The following is a 13,537-nucleotide window of genomic DNA, read 5'->3' as shown; positions in this document are numbered from 1 at the left end:
CTATTCCACCCTCAGGAGCTCCAGAAATAACTCATAAAGATCCTCATCACGATGATTGTATCGATACTCCAGTTCTTTCAAATAATACGGAAACCACCGAGATGATAACCCATGAAACTGCATCAGCCGTTCCTTCGCATAACTCCAGAAACCCTCAATCCCGTTGATATACACCTTCCCGTTCTTAAAACGCTTCCCATGGTCGATTCGCTCATGACGAAATCCGTACATCACCAGGCTGTCATAGCCTTTGAACTGATCCGTGTACACCAGACTTCCCCTTTTCACCTTCCGAATCGCCTCCCTTAACAACGTTTCTGCCTTCACATCCTTCACCACCTCCACTTTCACCTTCCCACCACGCTCCAGAATCCCAAACACCGGAATCTTCCCTTCCGCCCCCCTCCCTCTCTTGCCCTTCCTCCGACCTCCAAAGTAACTCTCATCCATCTCAATCTCCCCCCACAAAAGATCGTCTTTCGTCGCCTCTTCCACAATCTTCTTGCGAAAAAGCATGTACAAACGCCTCACCGTGTTGTACGCAAGCCCCAACTCTTTCGACGCACGCAAGACAGGAATCTCCAGCTCAAACATTTTCAACGCCAGCAAAAACTGGCCATATTTCACACCGGATCGCTCCAGCACACTCCCCTTCCTCACCCCCCATTCCCGCTTACATCCATAGCACTTATACGATTTCCTCCGCGCACGCTTCACCTTGTCGCTCCCGCAGTACGGACACGTGCGAAACGTCTTGAGAATTCCTTTCTCCCGTAAAAACGCTTCCGCCTTCTTTTCGTCCGATGCAATCTTGCTTAATTGAACCAGGTCCATCGTTTCCCTCTTCTGTTGCCTTTTAGTATACACTAATGGACCCGTTTAATCAATCACCTAATTCAATCTAACTTCCTTCCGCCAGTTCTGTGTGTCTTCCACATAGACAGGGGTGTTCGTGTATCTCAACTTCGCCCGACCCGACGATGGATCATACCTTCGAAAATCCAGACGAAAAACCCCCGGTTGAGGAAACACATTCCCCTGCACATCCCACATCCCTCCAAGCACCCCCGCTTTCCGTGAAAACACCCACCTCCCATTATAGTCAAAATACCTTTCCGATGACGGCCCCGACGCAAAACGATCCATATACACCGCCTTCCACCCCGGAGAAAGAAGAAGCCGATATTGCCCCTGGTAACTCGATCGCTGATTGGGAGGCAACACCGTGCTGTAACGCTGCCACGCTGCAATATGTCGTCGATACCGCTGGTATTCCTCCTGATCCAGATCCACCGCACACGACGCAAGCTGGTCAAATTTGGTCGTGTCCGACAAATAACTCATCCACCCTCCAGGAAGATCATCAATACAGTCAAAATTCAACGCAAAAGGCTGAATCGGAAGGGTCATGTTCCGTAGACCATATTCGATCACCTCATCGTGCAGAAGCTTGTCCACAAGATACGCCACCATACCCAAGGTAGCCAAAGCTCCTGAATACGGCGGAGGCAAAAATCTCGAGACCCATCCCACCAGAGCACCCCAACACAGATCACTGGTACCCACATAAGGAGCCAAACGATTGGCTTCGTGTTCTTTCACATCCCAAAAACTCCACTCCGGATGCAGCATCGCCCATCCCACGTTCGTCACATCTGTTGCATTCGTTTTCTCGTAACCCATGACAAGAAATGCCAGAATCGCTGAACCTTCAAGAAGAGCTGACAACCGCTCCGCTGTCATCCCGCTCGCACGATATCCCACCCCATGAAATGCTTCCACAAAACCCTGCACCCATGGAAGAATCGTATCCTGATACATGGACATCCAGTGCCGACCATCGCGCCTGTACACTTCCATCGGCCCGTATTCCCCGGGAACAATGGATCCATTGGTAATCAGATTGATCCACATCAGCTTCAATGGCGTTGCCACTTCCGAAGGAGGAATAAAACTTGGCGACATCGTCTCAAAAAAGATCTCGTAGATCTCAAGGAAACTGTTCCCGTCTTCCGGAACAAACCCAAGAAGGTTATACCCATAACCTGCATGAGCAGGCTGATACACCATATGCACAAACAAATCCTGAATCACGTGAGCATAGGCGCCATAAATCAGGGCCTTCTTCTTGGGGGACCAGTCCGTGCGTGACCGCGCATACTGCACCATCTGCCATAACCTGGCTACGTTGGCATTCGGCGGCGGATCATTGGGGTCATTGAAACGAATCAGCCGCAGCCGATTGGTGTTTTGCCTGTCGACCAGGGTGGAATAGGTGTTCTCTTTGATCCGAAGAGGAGCCTCCACATCCACACACGGAGCCTGAATCTCATACAAATTCTTCACGATCTTCGCAGCTCCCCGTTGACTCGCTTCATCCAGAAGATCGGGCAACATCGCCCCCCACAGATAGGCGTGCCACGTCATGACCGCATTAAATCGAGTCCAGTAGTCTCCACTCCACAGGTCCATCAAGGCCTGGTAGAACTCAGGATCAACACTTTGCCATACCTCGGGCGTCTTCCATGTAAGATAAACGTGTTCGGGAAGACTCCATGCATTCAGAATCGATATCCCTCCAAGGAGCATACCGACAGACACACCCCATGACCTCATGGTGTACCTCCCGGTTCCACAAACGTCAACAACACATCCCATTGCCCAAACCGTTCCGCCTCATCGTACAGATTTTCTGTCCACACCACCGCAAATCGCCTCCCCACGCTATCCCACGCCGGTTGAAACACCACCGGCGGTCTTCCCTGATCAAACTTCCGGATGACCCGCGCAGGGCTCCAGCCTGATCCATCAAAAAATCGCACCGCCATGTTGAGCGTATCCCCATCGGCCCCTTCCACATGACCCCAGTACACCACAACGGCCTCTCTTTCTCCTCCCACGGTCGCCACGTCATAAGCCCCGTAATTCGCCGGTCTCGGCACCTCGATCCAATCTCCCTTTTGCCCCCAGTAACACACCACTTCCACATCCCTCGGCGTGGGATCTGTACCCCGGAGCAGGCCACAAACCCACACCCGTCCCTGAAACAGGCTGATCCCGTGAGGTGCCGCATCCATTCTCCCCACCGGATAGGTTTCCCATGTTCCTGATGGTGTGCGAACCGAATATTGAAGCACATCCCCCAACCCCGAGGCTCCCCACACCACATGCACCCCGCCCGTTGAGTCCACGGTCATGAAGGGATTCAGTCCGATGGGAACGTTTTCTTCATACACATCCCACACCCCATCGGGCGACCTTGAGGCATAATGCCCTCCCCAGATCACATGCACCCGCCCCGTCGGATCCACACCCACGCGAACCTGCTTCTCATCGTTGCTCCATTCTGAAAGCCGATACGGACTGCTCCACACGCCCGTTTCATCCCTCATACGATACATCGCGGCGGAAACATTCTCAGCCAGATTATCCTCCTCCCACACCACATGCACCCGTCCCCACCGGTCCACGGCGACCACCGGTGCCCAATGATCGTGGGTCGTGTCTACGGACAATGTCTCAACTTCACTTAGCACCCTTCGTTCCGGATCAAACCAGCGATAGTACAAAAGTGACCGCTCATATCTCGTCTCCCCTCCATCCATCCACACAACATGCAAAACACCACGGGGATCAACTCCAATCCATGGAGAAAAAGATTGAGTTGAATTGCACGAAAGATTTATCATATCTCCCTCTTCACACATTTTCCCTGAAGGTTCCTCCTTCGTCGGCGCAGAACACCGCATACCGAGAGAAAGAACCGTCACAATCAGGACCAGCCATCCCCGCCTTTTCGTCATGTCTGGAAGGTAAAGAAAAACTTCCGAAAATTCAAGCCCTCGCGCTCTGACCGCGGAACGAACACCGAGATGGCATTCGTTCCGGTGTTCGGTGGTATATGATTCCATGTGCTGTCCGTCCAGGCGATGAAGCCATTTGTTCCGTTGGCATCTGCAATCTTCTGACCCCACGTAATCGTGTCCCCATCCCACGTCCTCAACCAGAAAGCCACTGAATACCGCGTTTCATATGCCGAACGGTCAATCCACGAAAACGCCAGGCCCGAATCGGTGATGGTGAGTTGAGGATTGCCGGGTTTTCGGAGCTTGTATCCGACGTCGTAATCGCTCGTGTCGGAACCCACCTTCCCTCCCACCGATATCGCATCCACCTTCACACGAATTCGCTTCGACGGCGGAAAATCAATCACCCACCGAAGAGAATCGTTCTGAACGGAGTCTTGAGGATAGTAATACCCCCGCGTTCCAATCGTATCCACAAACGTTTGGCCTCCATCGAGGGAAAGCCAGCCCGCAACGGAATCCACACCTTCGGGGGTGTAGGCCGAATAGCGAATCCAGTATGTGTTTCCCTCTTCCACCTTGATCCCACGCCCGTTCGGCCAGTGGATCTCAACCACAGGATTGGGAGCAGGCGCCATCACAAAAGGACCCACCACTGTGTCTCTCGTCGTCCCGTCGTTATCCACTACATCCAGCTTCATGTAACAGGAATCACACGGACTCAACGATGAAACCTCCAGGCTTATCTCCCCCTGCCAGGGGTTGGCTCCGCCGGTGTTCCGCGCACCTCCCGTGACCGCTCCTCCTCCCGGCCGGAACACCCGAACCCACACCGAGTCCACCACCCCATCTCCATCTCGAACCCACCACCGCACACGCTCCGGCCCAGCCCCTGTATACAGCGTGTCTCCTCCTCCCGGCCAAACGCTGTCAATCACCGGCGGACGACGGAAATAGATCCATAACTCCGGGGAAGAAAAATTGCCGTACCAGTCCCCTTCTTCTGTACGATATTCCACCGATTCTCGAACACCAATCATAAGAAGGTTAATCCGGTTTTGTTGAAGGTCTGTGAAATCTGCCAGTGCAAAGGACAGATCCAGACTGTCTCGTGAAGAAGAGTAGATGGTGTACGTTCTCGTTACCCGCGTGGTAAACCCACCCAGCGCGTTCCACAAGTCGACCGGTGTCGAAGAGGTCGGTGGATTACGTAACACGCCGAAAAAGAAGGTAAGATCTGATCCGTCAGTGGACCAGATGGATACCGAATATTTGAGAATGACCGAGTCAATGATTGCATCTCTCGGAACAACACTCTGGAAGTTCGATGCTGTAATGGCCCAGCCAAAGCGAAAGATTTCCGGTGTGCCGAAAGGGTTCTGGTACCCTGCATAGGGCAACACGCTCGAGAGAAAGGACGTGTCTCTTTTGATCACCCCTTCCACACTTAGATACGATCCAGCGTTTCCTGTATCCGCCGTGATGATAGCACGATAGACCCCTCCTCCAAGACTTTCCACCCGGGTCTGTGCCCGAAGGGACACGGCGCTGAGGAGAATGAGCATGACCGTCCATCCCACCCTTTTCACGACCATCCTCCTGTTTCAGAAAACCACGACTTTTCGATTCCAGGTGTTGCCGATGCGAAGGCGATACACCCCCGGCTTCAACGGTCCCACCTCCAGCACCCTTCCTCGCACCGTTCCCGAAACCACCACCCGACCCAGCACGTCCTGAAGCCAGAAGGGCGCCCCCTCCCACGTTTCGGGCATGTGCTCCACCCGAACCCGTCGGGGGAGCACCACCATCCGGACGGGATGTTCCACTTCACCCCATCCCGGTGGCGGTTGACTCTGCCCCCGCAACACAAACCGCCCCATCCGGTTGGCATGAAGGACAAGGTCTTTATAGAACAGCGGATAGAAAAACGAGGTGGGCACGGCATATTGCCAGTCATCCCAATTTCCAGGCATCTCTCCCAAACGTTTCACCGTGAACCTCTGCGGGTCCACCACATATCCGTATTGCGCGACGACCCACAGTGCACCGCTGGAATCCCCCAAACCGCTGAGCGCAGGCAGTCCTCCTCCTCCCGCTCCCAAGTGCATATACACCTTTCTGCCGAGCCTCCATCCCTCCCCCTCTGGAACCCACACCTTCAGGGTGCTCCCCAGGACGTGACTGTTCCATTCCCAGAACGCTTCCATCACCAGCAACGTATCTCGCCATCCCACCGTGGCCACCGCAACTTCAGGAGATGTAGGGATTTCCAGAATCTGGCGGCTCGCCGGCACAAGGCCGAACAACGGCTCATTGTATTCCATCACCCATAGGATATCTGGATAGGAAGGCAGCACCCGAAGCCACCCACCTCCAATGTTGAGATTCACCACCCACAGCGTATCCTCCGTGGGCCACCGGTAAAACACCAGATTCCCCCCCTCCCCCCATCCCACCAGCACCGTGTCCGACACCAGCACCGGAACCTGAATCCATCCAAACAACGGCCAGCGCTGAATAATCCGCCCGTCCACCGTGATCGCCCTCACCCCTCCTGCTCCTCCCGTCACAATCGTGTCTCCCACCACCGTCACCGACTGCACCGCTTTCAGCCCCGTGATCCCCCACACCAGCTCCAGATCCGGCAAACGAAACAATTTCAGCGTCGTGTCTTTCTCCGGTTCCAGCGTCCCAAACGTGCTCGCCACCACCAGCAACGAATCCCCAATCAACACCGCTGCATTCACATTCGACACCATCTCCACCGAATCCACCACCTCACCCGTCTCCACATCCATCACCTCCAGCACCTCCCCTCCATTCGCCATATACAACCGGCCATCACTCACCGCCGATTTCACTTCGGTCACAAACAAATGTCCCCATGTCCAGAATTTGAACCACTGCACGTTCACATCGGGATACACGCCCCATGGATAGGTGTAACTCTGACCAGGATCATACCCCGCAAAAGGCCAGCGGAAGGTGTCCCCCACCACCTGCAAGCTCGCCCCTTCCTTCAACCACCCCACCTCTACTGTCCCATCCACCCCTCGAACCCACAGCCCCACCTCTCCCGCCCCGCGCTTCCACCCATCCCGCATCACCCACATCACCGTATCCTGAAGCCTCGCCGGAGGGAGAGGGAAACGCTTCACCCTCACCGTGTGGGCGCGGGCACAGATGGAAGGGGCTTTCCCCGAAAGGGTGCACACCTTCCGGGCCAGGGGATCGCCGGAGGATTTCCCCCGGGAGGGGAGGAACAGAAGTCCCACTTCCTGGATGCCTGCGGGCTCGAAGGCGTCAAAAACGAGCATCACCCCCTTCTTCCCGGCCACGCCCTGAACCTGGAGGGCCGAGAGGAGAAGGAGAGGCACAAATCCCGTCATCATCACGAAATCCTACATCGACCTCTTCGAAATTTCAAGTCGTGCATTCACGTTCCCCGTAATTATCCCCGTAATCATGTTGCTCTATAACTTCACCGCATATCGCGTTTCATACGACGAACGATCAGTCCACGAAAACGCCAGTCCCGAATCGGTGATGGTGAGTTGAGGATTGCCGGGGGCGTTGAGGCGATCGACAAGAAAAGGAGCCGCCATCCACACGGTGTCATTCAGCCACTGTTCAGCCCACACCGTGTCCTCCGATCCCACAGGGTTGAGTATGCCTTGCAACGTATCCCCGTTTTCTCCCCACGGATGGATTCGAAGAAGCCCGGTGGAAAGTTTCACCCCCACGCGTCCCACCTGAGAACCAAGAACAGGATTGTCCCACCAGACCCGTACGCGCTCTTCATCCAGCGCCTCCGCATGGACCACCGGCCGCGCAATCGGATGGCCATATAACGTCACTTCCGCCATCTTTCGAACAGGATGCTCTGGATGCAGAACTTCCCATCCATTCAGAAAAGAAACGATATCTTCGGGTTGATAGGTGCTCAGGACCGCCTTGATTTTCAGCCCTGGCTGTTGTTGTCCTGGAAGCCGCCCATATCCCTCATCGTCCAGGATCACACCGTCCAGGTCCGGGGTGGTGTCGTGATCCCATATATCCCAGAAAACCTGCATCACAGCGCCTTCCACAATCGTTCCATCCGTGTTGTTCAGATCGCATCCTAATCCTTTGCATAGTAGAAATTGCCTTTCCCCATTCAGGCGGTCCTACTTGGAAAATTACAGTGTCTCCTGGTGAAGCTGTAATTCTTCGATTCAAAAAAAACTGCCGCTCCACCCCACGGTAGGCCATCATTTTTGATGTATGCTGCGTCGTTCTCCGTGGAGATTGCAACCGTGAAGATATAAATCGTTCCAATAGGAGTGAACTTCACAACGGGAAATACGCCTTCGTTGTCCGTATGCACAGTTGCACAGTGCCCACTCTCATCACAAACGTTAACCTGTAGTTGTGACAGAGGCTCAAGCACGGGAGGATCGTAATCGTGATTGGCGAACACTACTTTCCCGTATACCAGATTCCCGGTCCCTTCGATCACTTCAACTGTTGAAAACATCTGGCCCTGCAACGTATCAGAAACTTGATCCAGGAACCACAAAGAGTCACTGTGGATCAACAGGTGGCGAGTGTAGACGCCGTAGGCAAGAGTATCCAGTCCCACGCTGTCTGTAGAAAACATGCGGAACATCAGCGTAACGCGGAAGGTGTCTGTGGAATCTGGGGTCCCGGTGTACTGGAAAGAAAAAGTCACAGGTTGTGTTGAAGGCGCCACATTCAGGGTTTTCATTGTTGGAGAAACTGCGTCCCATATCAGGGTTTGGGAAACGGGTGAGGTAAAAAGTATCCCTCTTACAGATGCTTGAACATTCCTTTGAGCATGAATCCAGAGGGTCCAGTTAAGTTTTTGGCCGTCCCACTCTACATTCGACGAATCGACCTGGAAAAGCGGCTCGATGGAAGGGACCGTTCCAAGAAGCATCCACATGATCACCATACTCATGGAACCTCCTCCTTTGTAATATAACGATCCCAATGTTTCACGAACCAAATGCCATGAGAAGCATAAATCCCTCCCTCTCCACCTGGATCATAGAAAAGGTTGAGCAAAATTCCTCTTCCTTCACCGGGTATCTCAACCCACTGAGGGTAATATTCGGCAAATTCTTGAAAACTTCCCGGACCTGGCCAGGGTACGTCCAGTGTATACAGCACCCTTCCCACCTGATCCCACACGACGAGACCACCGGGGGCCCATCGGGAGGGTCCATAATACTTTTGCATCACTACGAAACGGCCTTCCCACGGATCAAGATCCGGAAGCACGTTCATATCCACCGGATCTCCCTGCACAATCCACGCCGAATCCCCTTCCAGAATATATCCCGTGTAAATCGACCAGCCCCCGTAGCGCGGTCCACCTGTGAACGTCAAAACGGAATCCACCTGGCCTGTTTCCCGGTCGTACCGCCACAACGTACCCCGACATCGTGGAGACGGACCCGAGGTGGCCACAAAAATATACCGGCCAGAGGCTGAGAACCTCGGATCAATATAGGAGGCACATCCCCAGTGGAGGGTGTCCAGACCTCCGGTTCTGAAGTCATAGAGCATGAGTTTGTGGAAGGGATACAGGGTCGTATCGCTGGGTGGGACGGCGTAGGGGACACCGGTTGTGAAGACCAAGAGGCTTTCGGTGTCCGCAAACCAGAGGTCATAGAAATTCACGCAGTTGTCGGGAAAGGAGTCGATCAGTGTGGTGAAATCCAGAATTTCAAGGGCAGGCCCATCGGGAAGCTCTTTCGTCCATAGGTGGTCTCCGCAAAGAAACTCCGCTGCAATTTGACCTTTCAAGAAAAAAAGCACATTTCCCTTGATTTTTGGAACGATGGGTTCGTAGGGATAGGGGTAAGGAAATGTATCGACCGGAACAAGGCGAACCAGATCCGGATTGGGAGACGGTCTGGTCTCTTTGGGCCAGAAGGGAAGATATTGGCAGGAACCGAAGATCAGCGAAAGAAAAAGAATCGGAACGAGAACAAGGCGCGTTTTCATATTCTCCCCTCCCTGCACCGTCCCTGTGGCGAAAGACTGGTTCGTGTCCGCCGCCCGATCATATCAGAAAGGTAACGAAAAATTTCCGAAAATTCAAGCTCCCGCGCTCTAACCGCGGAAAGAACACCGAGATGGCATTCGTTCCGGTGCCGGGTGGAATGTGGTTCCATGTGCTGTCGGACCAGGCGATGAACCCGCTCGTTCCGCTGGCATCGGCAATCTTCTGACCCCACTGAACCGTGTCCCCATCCCACGTTCTCAACCAGAAGGCCACTGAATACCGTGTCTCATATGCCGAACGATCGAGCCGGGTGAAGGACTGGTCCGAATCCATCATGGCCAGTTGAATTTTCCCGGAGCCGGATTGACGGGTTATGCGTGGCGGGAGTGTGGAGCCGGATCTATGTTGGCCGAAGGGAGATGATCGTTTTCTTCTGACCTTAGAGCAAAAGTTCGGATACCTCCACCGAATGCACCCCACGCGGTTTTCCAAAGAAAACCGCGTGGGGGCCCCGAATAGGAGAGAATTTTCCTGTGAACGCTGACGGGGTCCCCAGGCAATTCCCGAGAGGAATTGCCTGGGTGTGTTTTCTCCTCCCCTGGTGGAGGGGGTTGGGGGAGGGAGCCTTGGACGATTTCCATCTGCGCCATCTGAAGAGAGAACATGATGTCCGAACTTTTTGGTGAACCTCATGTTTTAAAGTTGACAGCACGGGTCAGGTTTTGTATACTTTCGACATGCACACGCATGGAAAACCGTCGACAAAACTCGCGCAGTCTTCCGTGGTGCTGGTGGGTCCTCCGAATGTGGGGAAGAGCCTCATTTTCAAACATCTCACGGGCCGGTATGTCACGGTCTCCAACTACACGGGGACCACGGTGGAGATCACCACCGGACAGTTGCCCGATGGCCGGGTGCTGGTGGATGCTCCCGGTGTGCGCAGTCTCATCCCAGCCTCCGAAGATGAACGGGTAACCCTCGAGATCCTTCTCTCCCCCGAGATCGAGCAGGCCGTGCTGGTGGTGGATGCCAAGAACCTGGACCGGGGGCTTGTGCTTCTCTCCCAGCTCGCCCTTCTTGAAATCCCCGTTGTGATGGTGCTCAACATGTGGGACGAGGCGCGGGATCGCCAGATCCGGATCGACGTCGAGAAACTGGAAGAGATGCTGGGCATCCCGGTGATTCCCACGGTTGCGCTGGACGGAACGGGCATTCGCGATCTGCGCGCTCGCCTGAAAGAAGCCCGGATCCCTCGCTGGAAGCCCGCTCTGCCTGATCGCATCCGCCAGAAAATGACCGCGCTTCGATCTCGGGCAACGTTTCACGGGACGCCTCTGCGAGATCTTCGAGGAGGAGACTTTCTGGTCCTCCTGGCTCTTCTTCGAGGGGAGGAGGGGGTCCCGGGCCTTGAGATCCCGAAAGGATTCATCCATCCTGTTCAATCAAGCGAGGTTTTTCAATCGCTCTATGAACAGGCGAGAGAAATCAGCCGTCAGGTGATGGAAAGCCCTCCCGCGGCTCCCCCATCCCGCTGGGTTGCTCTTCTGGATGGGTGGATGACCCACCCGATTCTGGGGTTTGTCTTTCTGGCCCTGGTGCTCTGGGCGCTGTATGAGTTTGTCGGTGTGCTGGGAGCAGGCGTGCTTGTGGATTTCTTTGAAAACCAGGTGTTTGGAGAGTGGCTCAATCCTCGTCTGGTCCGCCTCTTTGCTTCCCTCCCCCTCCCTCAGGTGGTGAAGGATTTCTTCGTCGGTGAATTCGGTCTGTTCACCATGGCCTTGACCTATGGGTTTGCCATCATCTTCCCCATCGTCCTCACCTTCTTCATCGCTTTCGGCTTGCTTGAAGATTCGGGCTATCTCCCCCGCCTGGCCTATCTCCTGGATCAGTTTTTCCGCCGGATCGGGCTCACGGGCAAGGCAGTTCTGCCCATGGTTCTGGGCCTGGGGTGTGTGACCATGGCCACCGTAACCACCCGCACGCTGGAAACCCGGAGAGAAAGGCTGCTCGTCACCCTTCTCCTTGCTCTCGGTGTACCCTGTTCCGCCCAGCTGGGTGTGGTGATGGCCATGATGGCGGGGCTTTCTCCGTGGGCGTATATCCTCTGGGGGGGGATGGTGACCCTGCATCTGCTGTTTGTGGGTTTTCTCGCCTCCCGGGTCATTCCGGGAAAGCGCACGCCCTTCATTATGGAACTCCCCCCTCTGCGTCGCCCCAGCCTCTCCAACATCTTTTTCAAAACCTGGGCTCGGCTGGAGTGGTATCTCACCGAAGTGATTCCCATTTTTATTCTCGGGACGGCCATTCTGTTTTTCATGGATCTCACAGGACTTCTCGGGGTTCTGGAGCGTCTGCTCGCCCCCATTACGGTTCACATTCTTGGACTTCCGGCCGAAAGTGCCCGGGGCTTTGTCATGGGATTTCTGCGTCGTGATTACGGAGCTGCGGGCTTTTATATGCTCAAAGAGGCGGGATTGCTCAATTTTCAGCAGGTCATCGTGAGCGTGGTGACCATCACCCTGTTCGTCCCCTGCATCGCCAACTTTCTTGTGATGATCCGGGAGCAGGGGAAAAAGGCTTTCGCCATCGTGGCCTTCATCATCCCCTATGCCGTGTTTGCGGGCTGGCTCACCCGGTGGATCCTGACATGGATGTTCGGTTGAGCAGCGAGACCCTCCTCCAGTGCCCTCTGTGCGGAACCCGGTTCCGGCTGGATGAGGCTTATGGGTCCGGGTGCCGGGGCTGTCCCCTGGAAGCCCTGAAAGGGGAGTGCGGGTTTGCCCGGTGTCCCCACTGCGGATATGACGTGATGATCTCTCCCCGATCCCGTACACTATCTCTGTTCACCCGGATGTTTCGAAAATCACCGGAAGGAGAGAAGCCATGAGTGTGGCGACGAGGGTGGATGAGGTGCTGAAGTATCTCTGGCTCAAAGAAGAGGGCTGGCAGACGGAGGAGCTCCGGCCTGTCCTGGCCTATAACCTCCGGCGGGAGGATTTTGAAGAGGCCGCCCGGCGGGGATGGCTTGAGGAGCAAAACGGTGAGTGGGTGTTCACGCCGGAGGGAAGGCAGGAGGCATCCACCCTGATCCGCAGAATGCGTCTTGCGGAGTGGTTGTTCACGGAGGTGGTGAAGGATCCCCGAAGTGCGGAGGTGGCCGCCTGCCGGCTGGAGCACGTCCTCACGGATGAGGCGGCGGATCAGATCTGCACCCTTCTGGGGCATCCCCGGACCTGCCCCCACGGGCGTCCCATTCCTCAGGGGGCCTGCTGTGTGGAGCACCGGATGGTGGTCCGTCCCCTCTTTCTCCCGGTGACCCATCTGGAAACAGGGGAATGGGGGAAGATCGTGTCCATCCATGTGAAGTCCCCCCGGGTCCGGCACATCCTGGACACCTATGGTCTTCATCCCGGAAAGGCCGTCCGTCTTGTGAGGAAGAAGCCCGAAATCGTGGTTCAGGTGGATCACACCACCCTGGTGGTGGACCGGGATGTGGCGGAAGAGATCTTTGTGCGTCCGGTTCCCCTGGAAGGCCTGTGTCGCCTTCCTTTCCGGGGGCGCTGAGCGTATCGTGGCCGAACCCGCCGGATGAAGGGCCCTTTCGCGGAAGGGTGGGGGTATCTTTCGGCAATGGAGGGATGACCTTTCCCATCGTTGAAATTCCCGCACCGGATGCATATAATCTCAACCATCCAGACCATTCCAGCCGAAGACCACA

General features: G+C 55.2%; 11 protein-coding genes. 3 read left to right on the top strand and 8 right to left on the bottom strand.

What is annotated here, in order from left to right; translation table 11 throughout:
- From AC6HU3_RS09520 to AC6HU3_RS09485, 8 genes are all read right to left on the bottom strand, one after another.
- On the bottom strand, window positions 1–834 hold the full coding sequence (locus AC6HU3_RS09520; RefSeq protein ID WP_497472928.1) for an IS1595 family transposase: 834 nt from the start codon (window positions 832–834) through the stop codon (window positions 1–3).
- Window positions 835–891: 57 nt separating this feature from the next.
- Window positions 892–2,616 (bottom strand): hypothetical protein, encoded by a 1,725-nt coding sequence (locus AC6HU3_RS09515; RefSeq protein WP_497473531.1) that lies wholly within the window; start codon window positions 2,614–2,616, stop codon window positions 892–894.
- On the bottom strand, window positions 2,613–3,470 hold the full coding sequence (locus tag AC6HU3_RS09510) for a hypothetical protein (RefSeq protein ID WP_497473530.1): 858 nt from the start codon (window positions 3,468–3,470) through the stop codon (window positions 2,613–2,615). Before AC6HU3_RS09510 ends, AC6HU3_RS09515 begins: the two co-directional genes overlap by 4 nt.
- Before the next feature lie 329 nt (window positions 3,471–3,799).
- A complete protein-coding gene (locus AC6HU3_RS09505) occupies window positions 3,800–5,395 on the bottom strand; it encodes a hypothetical protein (RefSeq protein WP_497473529.1) in 1,596 nt (531 codons plus the stop codon).
- 15 nt (window positions 5,396–5,410) lie between these two features.
- Window positions 5,411–7,198: a hypothetical protein gene (locus AC6HU3_RS09500; protein WP_497473528.1), complete on the bottom strand. Its 1,788-nt coding sequence runs from the start codon at window positions 7,196–7,198 to the stop codon at window positions 5,411–5,413.
- An 81-nt stretch (window positions 7,199–7,279) separates the two neighbouring features.
- Complete coding sequence (locus tag AC6HU3_RS09495) at window positions 7,280–7,879, bottom strand: hypothetical protein (protein WP_497473527.1); 600 nt, start codon at window positions 7,877–7,879, stop codon at window positions 7,280–7,282.
- 83 nt (window positions 7,880–7,962) lie between these two features.
- Window positions 7,963–8,766, bottom strand: coding sequence for a hypothetical protein (locus tag AC6HU3_RS09490; RefSeq protein WP_497473526.1), 804 nt, complete (start codon window positions 8,764–8,766; stop codon window positions 7,963–7,965).
- Window positions 8,763–9,818, bottom strand: coding sequence for a TolB-like translocation protein (locus AC6HU3_RS09485; protein ID WP_497473525.1), 1,056 nt, complete (start codon window positions 9,816–9,818; stop codon window positions 8,763–8,765). Before AC6HU3_RS09485 ends, AC6HU3_RS09490 begins: the two co-directional genes overlap by 4 nt.
- 738 nt (window positions 9,819–10,556) lie before the next feature.
- Here AC6HU3_RS09485 and feoB point away from each other — a divergent pair.
- From feoB to AC6HU3_RS09470, 3 genes are read left to right on the top strand one after another with little or no spacing between them, the layout of a single operon-like run.
- Window positions 10,557–12,482, top strand: coding sequence for a ferrous iron transport protein B (gene feoB / locus AC6HU3_RS09480; RefSeq protein WP_497473524.1), 1,926 nt, complete (start codon window positions 10,557–10,559; stop codon window positions 12,480–12,482).
- The gene (locus AC6HU3_RS09475) at window positions 12,467–12,706 is read left to right on the top strand and encodes a hypothetical protein (RefSeq protein WP_497473523.1); all 240 of its coding nucleotides are present in this window, start codon (window positions 12,467–12,469) and stop codon (window positions 12,704–12,706) included. The genes feoB and AC6HU3_RS09475 overlap by 16 nt, the downstream gene beginning before the upstream one ends.
- Window positions 12,703–13,383 (top strand): metal-dependent transcriptional regulator, encoded by a 681-nt coding sequence (locus AC6HU3_RS09470; protein ID WP_497473522.1) that lies wholly within the window; start codon window positions 12,703–12,705, stop codon window positions 13,381–13,383. Before AC6HU3_RS09475 ends, AC6HU3_RS09470 begins: the two co-directional genes overlap by 4 nt.
- Window positions 13,384–13,537 lie beyond the last annotated feature (154 nt).

The sequence above is a fragment of the Caldifarcimen microaerophilum genome (assembly GCF_055387105.1).
Note: the sequence above shows the minus strand (reverse complement) of the source record. Positions and strands in the feature narration are given on the sequence as shown.